The following is a 20,060-nucleotide window of genomic DNA, read 5'->3' as shown; positions in this document are numbered from 1 at the left end:
CGATGATATTTAAAAAAACGCTATTAGGATTAGGCTTAATATTTAGCTCAATCACATCTAGCTTTGCTGGATTTGGTTTAGAAACAACCCGTGTTGTTTATAATGAAAGTAATAATAATGAAGGATTTGTTGCATTTAATAGCGATAAAAATACTAATTATTTATTACAATCTTGGGTCGAAGATCTTAATGGGAAGCTTACCCAAGATTTTGTTATTACACCACCATTAATTAAATTAATAGCTCAACAAAAAAACACATTACAAGTCACTAAAAATACCATCTTACCTAATGATATTGAATCTATGTATTGGATCAATGTTAAATTTGTCGCACCAAGTAGTGAGAACTTAGAGAATGTGCTTCGCTATTCCATGACCAATAGAATTAAATTAATTTATAGACCTCAATCTCTTAAAAATGCCAATATTGAAAAAGAAATCAAAACGTTAAATTGGAATATAAAAAATGAAAACCTCGTAGTATCAAATAATTCACCTTATTTTATCAATATTGGGAAGCTAATAATCGATGGGAAAGAGATTGAAAATATACCTAGTTTTCTTTTACCAAAATCAGAAACAACAATTAATGTAGGTAAAACACTTCCGAGCAATAAGAAAATAGAATTATTTTATATCGATGATTTTGGAAAAAGTCTTCCAGTGGAATTCTCATTATAATAAGAGACGTTATTCAATATGAAAAAGACAATGGATAATTATTTAAATAAATCGCCACTCCATTTATTTATTGTTGGTGTTTTATTCGCTTCTTTTAATACATCTGCAAACGATTATTATCCTGCTAATCTATTAAATATTGAAGGAAGTACACAGCAAGTTACTAATGAAGATCTTAATGTCTTTAGAGAGAATAGTATTGCTCCAAATAGTTATACTGTAACACTTTTTGTGAATGACAATCGCATATTAACTCGTGAATTTGATTTCATTCTGATGGAAGATGAGGATGGTAATAAAATATTAGCACCTCGCCTTTCCGCTGAAGAATGGTATAACGCAGGTATTGATCTCCCTCATGATGTGATTAATAAAAACAAAAATAATGATTTTATTAATCTCAACGATATTAACAATGCCAGTGGTTATCTTGATCTAAATAGAAAAAAATATATTTTAACAATACCACAGTTATATGTTAACGAAGATAGACTAAAAGAAAATGAAATAAAAAATTGGGATTCAGGTATTCCTGCATTATTAGTTAACTATGCCTTATCTTCATTCAATAGTCGTAGCCATGGTAATACAACAGACAGTTATTATGGCAATATTCAAACCCAAGTTAACTTAGGACCTTGGCGCTTTAATAACTATTCAACCTGGACAAAGAATGAGAATGGCGATAAAAAATGGAATACGCTAAGTAATGTGATTTCTAGAGCAATCACCAGTATTAATAGTGAATTAATGATTGGTGATCTTTATTCTTCTTCACAACTGTTTGATTCAGTAAAATTTAGAGGCATTAAATTAGTCACTGATAGATTAATGACACCAACACAAAATAGAACTTATGCACCGAGTGTTTCTGGTATTGCCAATTCAGAATCTATAGTGACTATTACCCAAAATGGCCAAGTCATTTATAAACGCAGCGTACCTGCGGGGCCTTTTAATATCACTGATTATTATCCGATGAACAGTGGTGGAGATTTACATGTTAGCGTTACTGAAGCCGATGGCTCTGAAAAAAATTTCATAGTCCCCTTTTCTTCTATTGCCAATCTTGAACGAAAAGGTGAAATAAAATATAGCTTTTCAACCGGTAAATATGACGGTAACAATAGCGGTGATGGCGCCTATGTTGTTCAAACTGAGGCTTTCTATGGTTTAACTGACTACGTTACTCTTTATGGCGGTGTACTTGTTGGTGAAAAATATCAATCTGTTGGTATCGGAACAGGACTCAATTTAGGTAGCTATGGTGCAATCACCTCTGATTTACTATACGCAAAATCTTCCACTAATCATGGTAATGACGCATTACATGGTAATGCCGTTAGAGTAAATTATTCTAAAAATATATCAGTTACAGATACAACGCTTTCATTAGTCGGCTATCGTCATTTTGATGCCAACTTTCTTAATTTTACGCAAGCAATGGAACACCAGGATACAAAATATAATCCTAATAATGGATTAAAAAATGAATATACATTCTCCATTAACCAGCCTTTATTTTCTAATAATGCTTCAATTAATTTAAACTCTGTTATTTATAAGTATGTCGATGGTAAAACTGTTCACTCTTATAATGCAGGTATTAATAGCTCAATTAATAAAGTTAACTATAGCGTTTATTATACTTATTATGATGGTAGTCGTTATAACGATAAAAATAAAAATAGTCATGATTTAAGTATGAATATTAGCATTCCATTCTCATGGAATGAAAACTACATTTGGGCTAATTATGGTATTTCGACTAATAATGATAACCAAGTATTACAAACCGCACGTCTAAGCGGAACCTATGGTGATAAAAACCAAGCCAATTGGGATGTTTACCAAGGATATGGCAATAAAGGTGTTAATTATAATGGTGGTTTAAACGGCTCTTATAAAGCACAAAACGCTGTCGTTAATGCAGGATATTCATATACAGAAGATAAACAAAATATTAACTACGGTATTAGTGGAGCATTAGTAGCAACACAATATGGCGCTGTATTTACGCCTTCATTACAACAAACAAACGCATTAATATTGACCAAGGATACCTCTGGTGTAGAAGTGATTAATGGTCAATCTATTAAAACCAATAATAGTGGGTTAGCGGTTGTTTCTGGCATGTCTCCTTATCAAAAAAATAGCATTAGCGTTAATACCAATTCTATACCTAGTAACACTGAAATCTCGAACAATATTATTAGTAATATTATTCCGACCAAAGGTGCATTAGTGTTGGCTGATTTTGATGCCAAAAAAGGATTTAAATTCCTACTAACATTACAGACACCGGATAAAAGTACCATTCCAATGGGCGCTAAAGCTGTGATTGATAATGATGATACACAATTAGTAGCAAGCTTCCATCAACTCTATTTTGTTGCCAATAAACCACAAGGCAACATTCAAGTTTCATGGACTATTCACGGTGAGCAGAAAATCTGTCATGCAATTTATGACATTAATAACAAAGCGCCAGTTAATGGTTTATATATTTTAGATACTGAGTGTAAATAAGGAAATAAAATGACTAACTTAAAAAATAAGATGAATAAATTATTATTTCTAATTTTTATCCTTAGTTTATCTTCTCTCTCTTTTTACAGCCATGCGGCACCAGATTGTGTTAATAACGGGGGTATTAAACATGGCACGATGGATGCGAGAGGTGGCACAATTGAACTAAAAGGAATGGTCAAAAAAAATCAAGAAGTAGCCCGTTTTACATTTAAACGTGATGGCTCTGATGTTGCTGTTGCGGATTGTCCTGATGGTGCTGAGTTTTATGCTTATGCAACATATAGCGAGGCAAGTGGTGTAATGCCAACGTATTATATGGATATTGATGGTAGACCAGCTTATTACGTTGTTCGAAATGCCCCTATAGTCGGCTTAGATGATTATGCTTATGTTCTAATCGAAAACCAGTCTGGTCTTGCATTTAGAAGCCAACCAGGGCAAGAAGTCCCCGTTAATGCACCCAAGCTTAATACTAGAGACGCGACGGTAATTGTTTACGCCACTAAAGATAACCCTAAATCACAGCGTTTTACGACTCAATATATTGGCTCTATATTAATTAATCGGTTTAATTCAGGTGGTGGTACGACAGCCGTTGGCTTTAGTTACCGTTTATCGGTAAATATTATCAGCGCTCCCACATCATGCAGTGCAGAAAATACTAACCTTGAAATGAATCTCCCTAAAATGCCAATTACTGCATTTTCTAGCCTTGGTTTTCCACGCGATAATCAATATGCTGAAGATAATCTTAGAATAAATTGTACTGGTAATGCTTCCGCTAAAATTAAATTGATGGCACATAATACGACAAGTTATGACGGGCAAAAAACAATTATAAAGCCAGATAATGAAGGTGACGGTAATAATGCCAAAGGTGTAGGCTTTGTGGTTTCAGCCCCTCTAAATGATGATACAGTATTAATTAATAATCAGTTTGTGAAACTGGCTGATTTAACCAGTGGGATCAATAATGTTCCATTAAAAACTGAATATTATCGTTATGGTGATGAGGTAAAACCCGGCAAGCTTAGTGCTTCTGCAAACTTTGTGTTGGAGTTTAATTAAAAAGCCTTTGATAATTAAATAATCCACTATCTTTAAACAAAAAACGCTATTTATTTTAATAGCGTTTTTTAATCAATAAGAAAGAATTAAGGATAAGCGGCTATTAATACGGCTGTACCACTATAATTACCCCCACTAGCATTTGTTCCTTTTAAAATACTTTCTATTTGGATCTGCTTATATTGCCCCACTCTAGAAGTAAATTTCTGTCCTCGATTACCAGTCTCTGCATCAATCATTTCAATTTTGCTATAGATAGTACTATTTGTGCCATCGACTTTTAAAGGTAAACGCTGTTGAGGATCACCATCTTTGGTATAAAGCAGTTCAAATTCAACGGGGGTTGGAACAACGTGATCACAAGAGAAGTTAATTGGTCTAACAACTCGGCTTTCATACTTTTCAGCATTTAATACACCGTGATTAATAATTAGACTTCCACCTACATCAGTTCGACATTCTGCTGGGGAAATAATAGTACCACCAATTAAACGCATAGGTGCCGTTACACTAGATACTGGCATCATTTGTGGCAACTTAGCCATCGTTTGAGCTAATGGGAATGTACTGTATGCACGAGAATATCCCGCAAATTCAGCAGAAGGAATAACCGTGATCCCATCTAGGTTTCTCTTTTTTACATAAACAGATACTTCAAATGGAAATTGATAAACAAAGCTTTTCATAGTAGCAGTACCACTACCTGTTTGGCATATACTAGCTTTATAATTTATCCAATTATCCACCATTCCTTTATTTGAATAAATAGTCACAAAAGTATTAAAACTTAATTGATAGAGAGGTAATCCATTAATTGTTGCAGCACCGGGTGCACGAGGAATATAAGTAAAAATCCTATGAAAACCTTCTCTCTTAACCGGTTTTACACTAGCATCCTCTTGATAAAAAGCCCCCGTACAATTAACTCGTCCTGATGGGCGTAATCCCTTATCACTGATAACATAAGTATCACCGACTTTATAATAATAAACACCATCAGTACCAACAGTAGGTATATTGGATATTTTCGCATTCCGACTTAAGTCAATAATATATCCATCTTGAGAACTTTGTGCCGTGCTCGTATATATTTTAGCAGGTGCCGCTACTGCATTGTTTGTTAACAATAGTCCCGTTACAAAAATAGTGTAAGAAATTTTATTTAGCACTATTAAAAAACTCTTCATATCAACCTCTAATTATAATCAACTAATAACGAGACATTAGCTGTAAAAGGTCCCATTTTAAGCTGTGAGCCAGCTTGACTTGATACCAACTGAGTACTTAGTGAAATTTTTCCTGAATTACTACTACTAAGGATCGGCGTAATACGTTCATAACGTTGAACATTAATTTTACGTTTACCACTGGTAATATCAGAAAATTCAATTCCTAATTGAGCTGTTGTTGTAGCTAATACATCAGTACCATTATAAGAAAAATAACCATTATCTTTAGGAGAAAGATATAAGTTCATCATTTTATTTAAGTTACAATCTTTAATTAATACATCAAAGGTTTTAGGTGGTGTTTTTACTATTGCATTAACATCTACATTTTGAAAATCAATAAATAACTCTTTCGCTCCTTTAGCATCTGTCACTGTACATGCGGGATTAATTAAGGTCGCATTAACTGTAATATAAATTTCAGCAGATGAAATAGGTACATATAATAAGCTAATAGTTAGCGCTAGTATTATTTTTTTCATTATCGCCTCCTATTGATAATCAATATTAAATGTAATTGTCGATGAAAATGCACCCTCTTTTAAATCCCCAGTGACAGGTGGGCGTGCATAAACCTTAAAATTCAATAAATTTTGTTCATTTTGACCTGTCACCAAAACACGAGCCATATCAATTTTTTCATTAAATTTAATGACTGTATCGTTATTATCCAGTAGGCCTAATAAAACATTAGAGCCACCTTCTGTTTTTAAATAGCTAATACCTTTATCTGTTACAAGAGTATTACTATTTAATTTTATTGAAATTGTTTTATTTAAATCACTCACATAACAATCAATAATGGGTATAGAAAAATCGACAGGTTGAGAACGGCCATATTCATAAAGATATTTGCTACTAATTTTATTAAGCTGAACCTCTAAGTTATAAGGTGATTCAGGGAGTTTACACCCTGTAGAAACTAGATTTCCCATAAAAGAAATATCTAATGAACCACCCGCATAGCTATAAGTAGAAAGGCTACATAATGGCAATAGTAGATAAATCAACTTATTCATAATATATCTCCATCAGATAGCTATGAGCACCTAATTCTCGCGCTTCAAATTGCAATGCATTTTTACCATTTTGTAATGAAAATTTATGCTTTGATAAAACACGATCATATTCAATAAAAGATAAATTAATCGGTGTCGGTGCCGTCATATTTTTAACAGTCTGTGGAGCAAAAGAATTACCCATACCACATTCAGATAAATTCGCTGTAATTAAAAAAGCGTCATAACTTAGAAATTTATTTTTTGGACGATAAGTTTTTATTTTGTAGTCAATAAATTCACAGGGCGAACTGACAAGATTTGCAGTGACATAAATATAGCCACTGCTTTTATTGTTATATGCACTTTCTATCGTCTCAGTAGAATTTAATAAAGGTTTTGTTTCAATAGTAATTATTTTGGCATAGGCATAACTCCCAGATAATAAAATTATCATAGATAAACAGCTATTTTTTAGATAACGAAATTTCTGGGAATTCATATTCTATTCCTTATGTTACATTTCTTTTGCTACTGTACATTTAGCTTGATCACACTTAAATTGCAGCGTCGGTTTTCCGCCGTAATCATTAATAATGGTCATATAGGGAACATTTGTTTTAGGCACAGCAAATTCATGGTCTGATTTAGGTGGGATCATCACAACACTAAAGGCGCCTGTTTCAGATGCTTTTTGTGTTGAAGCCAATCCAATCACAGTTAAATAAAAAGGTGTCACGTTATTCACGGTATACCCTTTCGCTGACGGTGTTAATGTCACATTATGGAACCACATGCTGTCTGCTTGTGACAGGATCTCTGCAGGGCGATAGAACAGTTTTACTCTACTTTGTAATGCAATTTGTAAAATATTCGCTTCTTCAGATTTAGGCGGAACTTCACGTAAGTTATAGTAAAAAACAGTCTCTCTATCTTTTGGTAATGATGCGATAGAAGGTGTCGTACTAATTTGTACAATACTGGATGATTTAGGATCTAGACGCTGGATCGGCGGCGTCGCAATTAATGGCCCTGTGGTTAGTTTTTTCTCATTAGCATCATCAATCCATGTTTGTGCTAAATAAGGAAGTGTTGGATTATCATTACGAATAGTAATGTTAATCGATTTTTCAGTTCCAGGAAAAATCACTCTCGTTCTATCTAGTGTTACTGCACTTTGAGCAACACTAGAGATCCCCATTAATGAGATAAAAAGAGTGGAAATGACAGTTTTATTAAATTCTTTTTTCATTTACGGTTAACCTTATTAGTATCACTTACATGGCATTAATAGCATCTGTGTTTTTGGATCAAGGGTTTCAGGTAAATTAATGGTGCAACGCTTTTCATTTCCCCAGAAGACGCCCAGTTCTTCATTTTCAGCAACACCCACTACCCAAGCTATACCTTCGTCTCCAACAATACCTAATTCCACATTATCTTTATTACGAATACTTGCCCCAAATGGTGGGTGTTTACCATCACTCATATTAACTGTGGCAAATAGCTTATAACCTTTAATTACTTTCATTTGGCGATAACCAATTGCACCTCTTGTTAAAGTGACATCTGTCATCGTATCAATAGCGTCATAGTTATCCGGTAATGCACTTACATCAATCGCTGCTGATGAACTACGGAAACTAGTAACACTTGGTATAACAGCTAATCCAAATGCGTTAGTTTTTACTGATTCACCTTCAATTGGAACACCCGCAATTCCCGGAGTTTCAATAAGTAAGCGTGTATCCCCGTAAGCAGGTTGATGAAGCACAAGGCCATGAGATGTTCCTGTTAAACCACCTGAAAGCGTTCCACTTAAACTCTTATATTGACTAGGTACATAACTTGCACTTGCTGCAAGGTTTGCAAGACTCATATCTTTACTGACATAACCACTAAATGAAGATTCTGAATCCACTTCTTTTCCATGTGTTAAGCCTGCATTCATACTGTAGCTTAAACCTTCATCATATCCACTATAGCCCACGTTATGGTTGTAACGTCCTTTTCCATCTGTTTTTGTATATTGTTCTGAGAAAGTCAGGTTGCCACCTTGATCGAAAGGCACAGATACATACAAACTTAACGTATCATCATTCACACCTTCACGCTGAGAGCGAAAAGCTGAGAGTGTTAAGTTAATATCGCGGATCTTCACTTTAGATAAAGAGAATCGCGTATTTGCATAAATACCATATTGCGTTTGAGAGCGACTATTCCAGAAAGTATTATGTTGATAATTAAGTGATAATGAGAAATTATCAAAATATTTATTTAAATAAATTTGGTAACTTTCTTTTGGAGAATAAGCATCCTGCCCAGTTCTTCGCTCTTCCATAGCTTGACTTAAGGTACGATAGTCTTCATCCGTAAAACGATAACCAGCAAAGGTAATATTGGTTTTTACTTCATCAAATGATTTCGAGTAGTTCACACGATATGAACGACCTTGTTTATCACTCTCTGATAATTTGGCAAATGATTGGTTGATATCAAAAGAGAGCGCACCAAACATAGAAAGGTCACGCCCAACACCAACGGCAACAGATTGGTAGTGTTGAGATAATTGGCTACCACCATATAAGCTCCATGCATTACTCACACCATAGGAAATTTCACCACCAATTGCTGTATCACCCGTTAATCTATGATCTTCATAACGTGATTTACCCCCCACCAATTTATAGCGGATTTGCCCAGGACGAGTTAAGTAAGGCAGTGTTGCAGTAGAAATAGTAAACTTACGCTCTTCACCATTATCTTCACGAATAGTGACATCTAATTGCCCTTGGATAGAGCTATCCAAAGTCTGAATTCTAAATGGTCCAGGTGGAACCGTTGTTTCTAAAATAATACGATCTTGGCTTTTAACAATAATGGTTGCATTCGTTTTTGCTACACCAACAATTTCTGGCGCATAGCCCACCAACTTAGGTGGTAACATACGATCGTCACTTTCTAAGGTGATACCCGTGTATTGCCAAGCATCAAATAATTGTGAATAAAAATAGTTTTCACCAACAGTTAATGTCGCAGCCAACGCTTTAATAGAACGATAAGCATAGAAACGATTGAAATCAAAATTATGTGATTCATGTTTATCACTGCTATTTCCGCCGTTTTCTTTCTGGTAACTCATACTATAGTCACTACGAAAACGCCAAACGCCCATATTAAAGCCACTGGTACCATTCATCGATGCATAAACAGATTTAGAACCTGAATTATATTTAGCACCGCTGAGTGATAACGTGTAATCAATAAATGCACCTACAATACCTTCTTCCCAACGCGAAGGAGGTACCCATGAAGGATCTGAATATTGTAACCACGTTTGTGGAACCGTTAATTTAAGCGCGAGTGCTGGCAAATCAAATGTTAAATTTGTCCCCGTTAATGGGGATAAATCTAAACATTGACCATCATGGTGTGTTAGAACTTTTTTTTCTGCTTCTTCTGTTAATCCTAATTTTTCAAGATTATTACTAGGCACACAGACAGTATTAAATATATTTTCTGAAGATGCTGTTTTTTCAATTGGATAAACAGAGACTTTTTGACTAGGGCCGATCCTTTCACCATTACTAAAAATAGTAAGATGGTAATCCCCTGGCATAATATAGCCAGCACTATTAAATTGGCTGATATCAATATTTGCAGCATCGGAAGCATCAAGAATATCTGTATTAAATTCGACAGAATAAGCATAGAAGCACGGTGACATTGTGAGTAATAAAACTACTTTTGCCATATTTTTTGAAATTAGCATATTCATTCACCGTGATAATGTGATCAAAAAAATAAATTTATTATCTATTTATAATCGATTGAAAAATACACAAATGCAGAGTGCTTTCCTGCTTCTATTATTTGATTAGTAAAAGCAAGTTCAATTTGATAATTTAATATAGGTTCTCTTTTTGCATCTTTAGTATGATATATAAGATGATCAATATAATAAGGCTTATTAGGGGTAATTATATTCTCATCTTCATCTAAAATATAAAAACCTAGTCCATTAGAGCTTCCAGACATCGAAAATATAGAATCATTATTAGCTTCTAACCCATTAAATTGAATATTTAATGCTTTCTTATCTGTATCACTATATTGACTAACACAACTCGATAATCTTATATAAAATTTCTTTCTTAAATTTTCTCTCTTTACTTTATTATCAATGGCAGATAACGATATATCTCCAAATTGGATGTATTGATAACGATCTTCCATTTCAATAGAGCAAGGCGATGCTATAATTGAGCCAACTAATGATGCATTGCCTTTGAGAACTTTAGGTTTTACCACGTCATCAAAAGCAAAAGAGACTGATGATACAAAAAATAGTACTCCCATCGTATTTAAAATAGTCAGATACTTATTTTTATTAAATTTCATCATCTCATTACCATTATTTAAATATGTATAGGGGAAAATCCCCTATACATATATTGGTGCATTATTCGTATGAAATACGGAAGTCAGCGATAGCAGAAAATTCGCCTTCTTTAACTTCTTTAGATGCATCAACAGCTTTAGCTAAAGCAGTGAACTCAAGTACGTTAGTACCTTGTTTGTTACGCATTTTAGCTAAGATATCAGTAGCTTCACCAAATTTGTAAGTATCGATAGCGATACCAACGTTGTTAGCTTTAGTTCTGTCAGTTGCTAACAGTGTATTTGTTGCATCTGCATATGAACGTCCGTCAAATTGGATTTTCATAGTTTTAACAGGTAACCAGTCGCCATTTTCATCTTTTTTGAATTTGTCGAAGTTACACTGTTCTAATTTAATAGTGAATGCTCTTTCTCTTTCATTACCTTGCTCTAAGAACACACGAGAAATTTCACCAAATTTAACTGTTTGATTTAAACTTTCGTCAGCGATGTTACATGGAGAATCAACAACTGAACCAACGAAGTTAACTACGCCATTATTATCAGCAATAGAACCGAAAGATGCTAAAGATAATGCAACTGCAGCGCCAACGATGCTTAATTTCTTAAATGTCATTATGTATACCTCAAAAGTAAGTTAATATCTGACTAGCGTCATTTTTTAAAATAGTAGAGCTTATCTTTATTAGATTAAGATATTTAAAAAACCTTGATCTAATTACCTAGATATTATTAATGGAATAATTAATTTATATTTTCTAATTACTCCATCAAATTTCGTTACGCACATACTATAACTTGAAATATTTCTTTTCAATTTGTAAAAAAACTTAAGGTTAAATAAAAAATAGTAATTATTTTTAATGAAATATAGGGATAAAAGATAAAAAAACATCAAAAAACGATCAATAACAAGTGTAATAAACTAAAAAGCAAATTAGGATAATCTGTATATGAGCAGAGAATTAATTTATTGATACTCGTATTGTGATTAAAGATAATATTATTTACTATAAATTAAGACTATTCTTGGTCATTGATATTCAATAAGAAACATCAAAATTACACGTAAAACACGTAAAAAATACACATATTTAATTTTATTAACAACCTTGAAACAAAAGCAGAGAAAAATATGGAATGAATATATATCAATAATTACATTTAATATTACTAATCCAGATAACTTTTTAAATCAAAAAAATAACAATAGAATTATTGTCTAATAAATTCTATTATTAAGTCCTTATTTACCCATCTAAAACAGAACACCAACATAATTGTATGGTTATATTTTCACATACAAATAAATTAAGTATTATTACCTAATTATTTGAATCTCTTCTTTCAGAGAAGAAATTTTTGCTTGTTAAAAATAAGTAGCAAAAAAAACATTTTGCTCACAATCGACATTGAGATACTTAACTCAACTTAATATATTAAATCTCACTTAAATTAACCTATTAGTTATTAAATAAAGTTAATTATCGTAATGTTATACACGTAAATACTAAAAATATAATATCTGATAACTACTTATTATTAGAATAATCATGTAACTATTTTTTATGCTTTGGATAAATAATAATATCTATATTTCCTTCATAACCATTTATTATCTTAATTCGATATGCATTAAACAATGATAGAAAGAAAAGTGAATTTATTCTCTTTGGTAAGCTTTTCATAATCACTGATGGATTTTCACTATTCACTAATTGAGTAGTAGGAACTGGCTAGTTATATTATAAATAGAGTTTTAATCAATTAAGCTTCACTGTGTTACATTGCACACAATCGCTATTACACACTGTTATAATTGTGTCGCAATATCAAAACTCCCTGTCGTATCCATGCCTTTAATGGACTCGACAGCTATGCCTGACCATTTCTTATTGGTCGAGAGATCACCACAGAGAAGTTTGTCGAATGTATTAAATTCTTTTTCTGTTCTTCTTTAACTTGATGCAATTGAGTATACATTGGAAGCTTGAAAAGCAGGTAAAATACTAATATGTCAGGGATTCCAGACATAAAAAAAGACGCTTTTAGCGTCTGATTTTTGGTGCGAAGGCCGGACTCGCTTTTAATAGGCAATGCATTGTTTTTATTGATTAAAAATTTATAGATAAATTTTTGTATGCTTAAATGTATACTCAGTGGTTTAGTGTTTGAAAACGGGGTTAATCAACTTTTATTTCATAGGTTTTATTAAACTCTTTTCCTGGATACATCGTTCCATAGCTAAAGCCAGATATCTTAATTTGGATAACCCCCCTCTCTAATGGGATCCCTAATACAGTAATTGTATGGAAATCAATATCTTTTTGAACTTTACCCAGAGAGTGGTATGCAATCATTGGGCTCCATGATAATTCAGAATTGCTGGGGGTGATATGAAAAGAAATTGTTTGCATCGGTGAGAATACGGTTCAAACAATCCAATGATTTTTTATAAGATATCAATCTATAACATAACATCTGTAGATGTTAGTGAAGCTACAGTGCAACTCATTAATCTATTTTATCCTAATGGAATAAGTTTTGTCGAATTCACCGCCGGTAGCTATGTTAGTGCCAAATAATCCACCATATACCCGTACAGTAACTATTCCTGACTTTACGGGTATACCTTGAATCTTTATACAATTATGGGCTGGAGAATCGTTGCAATACCTTAAATTTAATCCTGCATCTGATGGGGTTATCTCGCCGACAAATCTTTCTCTTCCATTCGAGTCTAAAGCAGATACAGCGCCCCCAATTATATTTATTTCACTGGTGTAAAACGTTCCAATTCTTGCATCTGGAAGAGAATTACCATAGGGAGTAATATCAGCATTCAAAGTACACGCTGAAAATAACGATGAAATACACACAATAAAGATCCTTTTCATATCTATTTTAATGGATTAAAAACCATTCCTCCAAAAAATCTATTAATAAAAAACTGTATATCCTTTTCCTTCTTTAACCAATTAGCTGATTGTCCCCAAGAAAAGAGCTCTAACTTAACATAACCATTATCATCTTGCGTTACAGCACTATTCCAAACGATCCAGTGTGTAGGTATTGTTGTAATAGTTGTACTCCCTTCAAGAAGTCCATCATTTATCAAAGTTACAACTTTATAACCTTTTTTTATATATTTATTTAATTCTCGAATCCCCTCAATACCAGCCTGAGTTATTCCTGCGTTTTTAAACACTAATTCATAACCAGCTTTTTCAAACCATTCTGTTAGTGTATTCCACATTGTGATACCCGCCATTGGAGAATCAAGTGAATCAAAACTAAATATAGTATTTTCAGAATCTCGAAGCCCAACCAAAGTCATCCAGTCAATCCCTAATATCCTAGGCTCTCCTGTATTAGTAAAAAAAATACCTGATGGATGTTTACATTTTTCACTTGGAGTGATTGTTAGTTCACCTATTGTAGTTGTCCCATATTGCCATAATTCTCTGGCGGCTTGTGCATAGACATCAGGGCGATCCATTTGAAGGCAATAGAAAAATGCAGCAGGACCACATACACTAGCTCTATCCTGATAAGGGTAAGAAAAATAATAAAATCGATCGTCTATCTCATTCTCTATTCGTTTTTTTTCAAAAGGATCTTTAGGATGACCTATTGGATATTCTTTAGCAATAAATGGACGTTCAGGAATAGTAATAGATAACGTTATGGTGTTATCACCTTCATTAATAGGTTTGGGCTCTCCTGTTGACTCAAAGTAGCACGCATTTTCTCTTTTATTTTCTGAACATGCCTTACCTGAAATAATTTCTTCTAGGGTATACATCCGAATAAATGGTTTGTCCAATACTGGATAAGTATTTAAAAAATGTTTTCTATAAAGCATTAATTCAACCATATAAATGGTTGTTAAAGGGTCATCTGTATTTACCGTTTTATGGTATTGGGTTTCATAATTTGATTGTAATGATTGCTTTGTGACAGGGGGTAATAAATAGTATTTTTCCTTTTTCCCATTCACTCTATAAATTGATAAATCATATAGCAAAGAGTCTGAACTAACATTAGATTTTATTTTTGTAGAAGCATTATAAATTGGCATCAGTAATCCTTTATTATATGAAAGTTGGGCTTTTCTTGTTCGCTAAATTCATGCCAGTCGGTATAGCCATCACCATTTGTTTTTCCAACAATTCGCTCACCATTATTTAAATAAAAATAATAAGAAGAATGGCACAATGCTTCATTATTATCATTTTTACATAAATATCTAATATGATAGGATTTTCTAGTAGAAAAAGAAGAATTCTTATTTAACGCTGATGAAGAATTAGAAGATATAGCATCACTTCCTGTATTTACAGGGTCATCAGCAATGACAAAATGAGTACCATGAGGACAGCCACATCGGACTATTGAGCCGTGGACAGCTTGTGCTTTACCGTGATTCATTACACGATTTTCGCCAGTGATGACTTGACCAGCTTGTTTGCATTTAGGGCATTGAGTCGTTGGATCTCCAACTCTAAGCATCGCTTTCCCATCTGCTATGGCGGTGTTTAATGTTGCGATACAAGTTGCTCCTGTACTCGTTTTATCTCCATTTAAAGCCATTGATTTACCGAATATATTGGGTCTTAGCACGGAAACCACCTCTTATATAAATTATTATTTTATTCGCATAGTGACTATTTAATGATATGAATTACAGCATTAACCAAACGACTTGATTCATATGGTAAGGTATACCCGTCATTATCTGTTTCGCCATATACGTATTCACCATCACTTAAATAAAAATAATATTTACAATGAGTAATGGCTCTGCCACTATCATCTTTGCATAGATAATGAATAGAATGCATTGCACCAGACGATTCATGTCGTTTTTGATGAGAAATCTTAGGTAAAGTAGGAGATTGAGCTTTATTTGATTCTACGATATAACAATCGTTAATAGAGCTAATGAAACGTGCATGACATGGACAAGAGCTAATACTCTCTAATGTTCCAGCGACTTTTCGACCATTATTCCATACACTGTCTACACCACCAATAATATTGTATGTACCTAAATGTTTACCACAAGTGGCTCTATCACCAACTCGCAAAAAATATCCTATTGCCATAATCCATCCTCATCCATAACTGAGGATAGATTATTTTATACATAAATAAAACTTACAATACTTAAATGAAATTTTGCCTACTATGCCACTAAATATATTCTCTCCCAGAAAAATGCTCATACATTTTCTCTGTCATCACCCACAGTGCCTTATTCAATTTAATATCCCCATCAATACTATATTCACTGAACGAGTGCGTGCTCGCTTAGCTGAGTTGATGCAAAGGGCTGAGCATGAAGAGAGCCCAGAGAAAAAAGAAAAATACCAACAACAAGCTGTTGAGTTAATATTAAAGCTATGGGGGCATAGGCGTAATATGAGTAGCAATGCTTATCCATTAGCTCGCTTCAAGAAAATTATTGAATCACTGAGTATATTATCTCCAGAGGCTGGAGCATGGGAAAGGAACAAGTTAGGGAAGTATGGATCCTTAGCTGCGGATGCATTTTCGATGATAGTTGACTTGTATAGAGCGCTACATTTTGTTGAGTTTACTTCATTGAAGATACATAGAAGTAACTAAGTCCCCCCTTCCGTACTAACTTATGAAGAGCAAGAAGTATATGACTTTTTAATCTCATGGGCTGAAGCGAAAATGAGCTTTCGCTCAGCTAACGAATTACCTACCGAGAAAAGTGAAGTTCAACATGTGTCAAAATTTCTTAATGATCATATTGATGATTTATGCGAGAAGTTAAATATGCTCAAGAATGAGCTCTCCGAAAAATAGTTTTTTAAATTGTCCGATATCGACAATTTTCCCTGTGTAAGAATAGTTAGAAGCCCAGTATAACAAGTGCAATCACTTGGAACTAATTCCCGCTATGTTACAAACTACTCTGTGTAGCGAGTATGCCATTTGCATATACGTACTTTTACATCACTCAAGGCCATAATAACCATCCTTTTTAGCGTTCTGTGTGGGTATAAACATTATCGAACCGGGATATGCCCACATTGGTACCCACATCAGCAAGTTGATGTAGATTGACTTAGGTTGAGTGAAAAAGCGAGGAAAACCTTGTATTTCGGGGATTTCAGACATAAAAAAAGACGCTTTTAGCGTCTGATTTTTGGTGCCGAAGGCCGGACTCGAACCGGCACACCCGAAGGCGGTTGATTTTGAATCAACTGCGTCTACCAATTTCGCCACTCCGGCACTGAAGTGTATTTGGAAAACCTGCCCATTATACTTGCGTGAAGAAGCCTCGCAACAATTATTGTTAGTTTTCAGTTTGATTGGCGAAAAAAAGTGCACTTGTGTTGTAGAGTTACCATAAAAGTACAATTGTGTGTTACGCAAAAGCGACTGCTGTGTAGGTTTAAGTCGCATTGTATCAATCATCAAAATTCTTTGAGACAATTTGACCTGTTTTTTATTTATTTTTTATTCTTTTTATTTATTTTTTATTTCACTCTAATTTATTTAATAAAAAATTAATAGTAATTATATTTACTCTCCTAGAGTAATATCTGTTTTCATTAAAGTAATTTTTTAATTATTATTATCCGACAAGATCGAAATATTATTTTCTATATATCGATAAATAAAAAAAGGATCAAAACTTGGGTTAGTGTTTTGATCCAACAGTACTGCTAATAGAGGGCTTAATTTTATTTTAATGACTATAAGTTATTTTTATAGTGTCACTGCCCTTTTCTTCCCTGGTGTGAGGAAGAAGGTAGTTATATTTTATATATGATAAATAAACTTCTTTATCGGCACTGCATTTTATTGATATAAAGGCACTTATTACTAAACTAACAAACTTACTTGTAAAACAAAGGCATACATTACTAAACTAACAAACTTACTTTTAAAACAACGGTATACATTACTACTATAACGAAAATTCTACTATCTAATATAAAGGTACTTTTTTACTGCTATAACGAAGGTACTGCTATCTAATATAAAGGTATTTATAACTAAATTAATAAACTTACTTTTAAAACAAAGGAACTACTATTTAATATAATGGTGTTGAAATACTACTACTAATATATAACTTATTTTATTATTTAAGAGGCTATTTTATAATATGCCTTCTTATTGCTTCACTCTATTATTGCTGTGTTATCTTTGCTCTGTAACGCTTATATTCTCAGTCTCTCGACTTGATGAAACTATAATAAGTTTAATTTCACGTTCCCACAATCACTAAATTATTACAAAATATGACACAGTCTTATATTACATTTATTAAATATTGTAAATAACTCTAAATATGAATTTATTTGGATTAAAATCTTAAAAAGTCAAAATTTATAGAAATTAAACACCATCCATTAACATTTGCTTGATATACACATTTTAACTTAATAATAAAGAAAAACTGATAATAGAGTTAAAATGTACGATAAACGAGGGAGATTGTAACTTAACGGTAATACTTATCTCATTTTTAGATGAGAAATAGGAGAGAATTATCTTTTTATGATGCAGTTTTTCTTCACTATCTTTATATCAGAGACAATTTGACACATTTAATGTCAACTTTCTGATAACTGGCACTTGCACTGATAGACATTCTTATTTCTGATAATATAATCAAAATTTGGTTTAAATCGGATTAGAAGGCGGTGTTATGGGCATTGTTGGCTGGATTATAACGGGTATATTTGTTGGTATTATCTTAGGTGCCGTATTAAAAATGATAAAGAAAAAATAGCGCGATACGATAAGAAAGGCACCAAATTAAAACATAAACCACTTATGTTGATCGCACTCCTTTCACCTCACTGACTTCTGTTGAAAGTAAAAATGAAAAAACATTTTCTAAAATATCTTATGATCCCAGTCGCTTTGCTGACATTGAATGCCTGTAGCCAGCATTCATCACTGCCACCAGCAACGCAACCTTCTATGTTAAATCAGCAGAATAATAATGTACCTGAACTTACACAATGGCCTACAGCATTAAGCCCTAATGTAAGTAATGCGCGAGTGTTGTTTGATAAATACTCGTCTCAAATCTATCAAAAAAGTAATCCTCAAGGCATGGTTATTGTCATGATCAATAACTCACAAACCTTAAATCGTGCTTTTGGAACCACAACACCAGAAAGCCGCAATACACCATCCATGAATTCGCTTATTCGTATTGCTTCAATTACAAAGTTAATGACCAGTGAAGTCATGTTAAAACTACAAGATGATGGGAAATTATTAGTTACTGATCCATTACAGAAATACAATTACTATGGTGTTGATATCCCATTAGTGAGAACTCAATCACCTATCCGTCTTTATCATTTAGCCAGTCATACCAGTGGTTTTCCTCGAGAACAACCAGGTGGAAAATGGGGAAGACCCGTTTTTATTTGGCCAACTCATGGCGATCGTTGGAACTGGTTAAAAAAAGCAACATTAACATCGCCTGCTGGAAATCAAGCCGCGTATTCAAATTTAGCGTATGACTTATTAGCAGATGCTTTAGTGAAAGCATCCGGTAAAAGTTATCCGCAACTCTTAAAACAATATGTTACTCAACCGGCAGGAATGACCAATACCACATTGACGCCAACCCCCGCACAATGCCAACGATTATTAGTCGGGTATAAACCAAGCCCATGTTCTGACACGATAGCAGCAGCAGGAAGTGGTGGTGTGTATTCAACGCCAGCAGATATGCAACGTTGGATGCAAGGCTTTTTGACCTCTCATAATGCCATGCGAAAAGCAACAGCAAGTAAAGAGCAGTCTGTCTATTTTCCTCGTAATCGGCTCTCTTCAATAGAAGGAATGGATGTTGCGGGTCGTGCCGATGGTGTAGGTTTAGGCTGGGTTTATATGGCTCCAGCTAATGGAGTTCCAGCTATCTACCAAAAAACTGGCGGTGGTGGTGGATTTAATACCTATATGGCAACAATACCTGAATTAAATATTGGTGTATTTGTTGTGATCACGCGTAAACCAAATGGCACTAAATTTAGTGAAGTGACTCAAGGTACTAATGCTCTTGTTCGCGCACTTGCCAAAGACTTTTATCAGTAGTGTTCAGTCTCTCACAATAGTGCTAAAAAAAGCGCCTTAAAGGC

18 protein-coding genes and 1 tRNA gene are annotated in these 20,060 nt (G+C 33.6%); 5 read left to right on the top strand and 14 right to left on the bottom strand.

The annotated features are described in order from the left end of the window. The first annotated feature begins 2 nt into the window (after window positions 1-2). The 3 genes from GTH24_RS01795 to GTH24_RS01785 are packed head-to-tail and all read left to right on the top strand — an operon-like array spanning window position 3 to window position 4,283. The gene (locus GTH24_RS01795) at window positions 3-683 is read left to right on the top strand and encodes a fimbrial biogenesis chaperone (RefSeq protein ID WP_164525876.1); all 681 of its coding nucleotides are present in this window, start codon (window positions 3-5) and stop codon (window positions 681-683) included. An 18-nt stretch (window positions 684-701) separates the two neighbouring features. Beyond that, window positions 702-3,212, top strand: a complete 2,511-nt coding sequence (locus GTH24_RS01790) for a fimbria/pilus outer membrane usher protein (protein WP_241254009.1) — start codon at window positions 702-704, stop codon at window positions 3,210-3,212. 9 nt (window positions 3,213-3,221) lie between these two features. Continuing rightward, window positions 3,222-4,283 carry a fimbrial protein gene (locus GTH24_RS01785; protein ID WP_072069527.1) on the top strand — a complete coding sequence of 354 codons (1,062 nt, stop codon included), beginning with the start codon at window positions 3,222-3,224 and terminating at the stop codon, window positions 4,281-4,283. An 86-nt stretch (window positions 4,284-4,369) separates the two neighbouring features. Here the strand turns inward: GTH24_RS01785 and GTH24_RS01780 are convergent, their stop codons facing one another. The 13 genes from GTH24_RS01780 to GTH24_RS01720 form a co-directional block, all read right to left on the bottom strand. Further along, window positions 4,370-5,470: a hypothetical protein gene (locus tag GTH24_RS01780; protein ID WP_164525875.1), complete on the bottom strand. Its 1,101-nt coding sequence runs from the start codon at window positions 5,468-5,470 to the stop codon at window positions 4,370-4,372. An 8-nt stretch (window positions 5,471-5,478) separates the two neighbouring features. After that, the gene (locus GTH24_RS01775) at window positions 5,479-5,994 is read right to left on the bottom strand and encodes a fimbrial protein (RefSeq protein ID WP_072069529.1); all 516 of its coding nucleotides are present in this window, start codon (window positions 5,992-5,994) and stop codon (window positions 5,479-5,481) included. 9 nt (window positions 5,995-6,003) lie between these two features. Beyond that, window positions 6,004-6,531, bottom strand: a complete 528-nt coding sequence (locus tag GTH24_RS01770; RefSeq protein ID WP_072069530.1) for a fimbrial protein — start codon at window positions 6,529-6,531, stop codon at window positions 6,004-6,006. Further along, on the bottom strand, window positions 6,524-7,012 hold the full coding sequence (locus GTH24_RS01765) for a hypothetical protein (RefSeq protein ID WP_072069531.1): 489 nt from the start codon (window positions 7,010-7,012) through the stop codon (window positions 6,524-6,526). The genes GTH24_RS01770 and GTH24_RS01765 overlap by 8 nt, the downstream gene beginning before the upstream one ends. 15 nt (window positions 7,013-7,027) lie before the next feature. Then, a complete protein-coding gene (locus GTH24_RS01760; protein ID WP_164525874.1) occupies window positions 7,028-7,762 on the bottom strand; it encodes a fimbria/pilus periplasmic chaperone in 735 nt (244 codons plus the stop codon). Window positions 7,763-7,783: 21 nt separating this feature from the next. After that, window positions 7,784-10,288 (bottom strand): fimbria/pilus outer membrane usher protein, encoded by a 2,505-nt coding sequence (locus GTH24_RS01755; protein WP_072069533.1) that lies wholly within the window; start codon window positions 10,286-10,288, stop codon window positions 7,784-7,786. Between the two features lie 38 nt (window positions 10,289-10,326). Continuing rightward, entirely contained in the window at window positions 10,327-10,914 is a 588-nt protein-coding gene (locus GTH24_RS01750; RefSeq protein WP_072069534.1) for a fimbrial protein, read from the bottom strand. Between the two features lie 58 nt (window positions 10,915-10,972). Beyond that, window positions 10,973-11,527 (bottom strand): fimbrial protein, encoded by a 555-nt coding sequence (locus GTH24_RS01745; protein WP_072069535.1) that lies wholly within the window; start codon window positions 11,525-11,527, stop codon window positions 10,973-10,975. A gap of 1,567 nt (window positions 11,528-13,094) precedes the next feature. Then, window positions 13,095-13,271 (bottom strand): hypothetical protein, encoded by a 177-nt coding sequence (locus tag GTH24_RS01740; RefSeq protein WP_164525873.1) that lies wholly within the window; start codon window positions 13,269-13,271, stop codon window positions 13,095-13,097. Between the two features lie 159 nt (window positions 13,272-13,430). Continuing rightward, complete coding sequence (locus tag GTH24_RS01735) at window positions 13,431-13,790, bottom strand: hypothetical protein (protein ID WP_241254007.1); 360 nt, start codon at window positions 13,788-13,790, stop codon at window positions 13,431-13,433. A gap of 20 nt (window positions 13,791-13,810) precedes the next feature. Continuing rightward, a complete protein-coding gene (locus GTH24_RS01730; RefSeq protein ID WP_072069537.1) occupies window positions 13,811-14,992 on the bottom strand; it encodes a hypothetical protein in 1,182 nt (393 codons plus the stop codon). Then, on the bottom strand, window positions 14,992-15,534 hold the full coding sequence (locus GTH24_RS01725) for a PAAR domain-containing protein (RefSeq protein WP_082151804.1): 543 nt from the start codon (window positions 15,532-15,534) through the stop codon (window positions 14,992-14,994). Before GTH24_RS01725 ends, GTH24_RS01730 begins: the two co-directional genes overlap by 1 nt. A gap of 44 nt (window positions 15,535-15,578) precedes the next feature. After that, window positions 15,579-16,019: a hypothetical protein gene (locus tag GTH24_RS01720; RefSeq protein ID WP_072069539.1), complete on the bottom strand. Its 441-nt coding sequence runs from the start codon at window positions 16,017-16,019 to the stop codon at window positions 15,579-15,581. Window positions 16,020-16,101: 82 nt separating this feature from the next. On the opposite strand from GTH24_RS01720, the gene GTH24_RS21990 reads away from it, so the two are divergent. Then, window positions 16,102-16,542 (top strand): hypothetical protein, encoded by a 441-nt coding sequence (locus GTH24_RS21990; RefSeq protein WP_206535553.1) that lies wholly within the window; start codon window positions 16,102-16,104, stop codon window positions 16,540-16,542. Between the two features lie 551 nt (window positions 16,543-17,093). Here GTH24_RS21990 and GTH24_RS01710 read toward each other — a convergent pair. Further along, window positions 17,094-17,178: transfer RNA gene (locus GTH24_RS01710), tRNA-Leu, on the bottom strand. 1,605 nt (window positions 17,179-18,783) lie between these two features. Here GTH24_RS01710 and ampH point away from each other — a divergent pair. Beyond that, window positions 18,784-20,016, top strand: a complete 1,233-nt coding sequence (gene ampH / locus GTH24_RS01705) for a D-alanyl-D-alanine-carboxypeptidase/endopeptidase AmpH (RefSeq protein ID WP_072069540.1) — start codon at window positions 18,784-18,786, stop codon at window positions 20,014-20,016. Window positions 20,017-20,060 lie beyond the last annotated feature (44 nt).

It is taken from the genome of Proteus vulgaris (assembly GCF_011045815.1).
GTDB lineage: Bacteria > Pseudomonadota > Gammaproteobacteria > Enterobacterales > Enterobacteriaceae > Proteus > Proteus vulgaris_B.
This window is presented reverse-complemented; position numbering and strand designations above follow the sequence as displayed.

Bases quoted from the DNA above. Each gene is read 5' to 3' on its own strand.
- GTH24_RS01755 (WP_072069533.1), bottom strand. From the start codon at position 10,288: ATGAATATGCTAATTTCAAAAAATATGGCAAAAGTAGTTTTATTACTC.
- GTH24_RS01795 (WP_164525876.1), top strand. From the start codon at position 3: ATGATATTTAAAAAAACGCTATTAGGATTAGGCTTAATATTTAGCTCA.
- GTH24_RS01780 (WP_164525875.1), bottom strand. From the start codon at position 5,470: ATGAAGAGTTTTTTAATAGTGCTAAATAAAATTTCTTACACTATTTTT.
- GTH24_RS01790 (WP_241254009.1), top strand. From the start codon at position 702: ATGAAAAAGACAATGGATAATTATTTAAATAAATCGCCACTCCATTTA.
- GTH24_RS01760 (WP_164525874.1), bottom strand. From the start codon at position 7,762: ATGAAAAAAGAATTTAATAAAACTGTCATTTCCACTCTTTTTATCTCA.
- GTH24_RS01770 (WP_072069530.1), bottom strand. From the start codon at position 6,531: ATGAATAAGTTGATTTATCTACTATTGCCATTATGTAGCCTTTCTACT.
- GTH24_RS01745 (WP_072069535.1), bottom strand. From the start codon at position 11,527: ATGACATTTAAGAAATTAAGCATCGTTGGCGCTGCAGTTGCATTATCT.
- GTH24_RS01730 (WP_072069537.1), bottom strand. From the start codon at position 14,992: ATGCCAATTTATAATGCTTCTACAAAAATAAAATCTAATGTTAGTTCA.
- GTH24_RS01775 (WP_072069529.1), bottom strand. From the start codon at position 5,994: ATGAAAAAAATAATACTAGCGCTAACTATTAGCTTATTATATGTACCT.
- GTH24_RS01785 (WP_072069527.1), top strand. From the start codon at position 3,222: ATGACTAACTTAAAAAATAAGATGAATAAATTATTATTTCTAATTTTT.
- GTH24_RS01750 (WP_072069534.1), bottom strand. From the start codon at position 10,914: ATGATGAAATTTAATAAAAATAAGTATCTGACTATTTTAAATACGATG.
- GTH24_RS01740 (WP_164525873.1), bottom strand. From the start codon at position 13,271: ATGATTGCATACCACTCTCTGGGTAAAGTTCAAAAAGATATTGATTTC.
- ampH (WP_072069540.1), top strand. From the start codon at position 18,784: ATGAAAAAACATTTTCTAAAATATCTTATGATCCCAGTCGCTTTGCTG.
- GTH24_RS01765 (WP_072069531.1), bottom strand. From the start codon at position 7,012: ATGAATTCCCAGAAATTTCGTTATCTAAAAAATAGCTGTTTATCTATG.
- GTH24_RS01720 (WP_072069539.1), bottom strand. From the start codon at position 16,019: ATGGCAATAGGATATTTTTTGCGAGTTGGTGATAGAGCCACTTGTGGT.
- GTH24_RS21990 (WP_206535553.1), top strand. From the start codon at position 16,102: ATGCCACTAAATATATTCTCTCCCAGAAAAATGCTCATACATTTTCTC.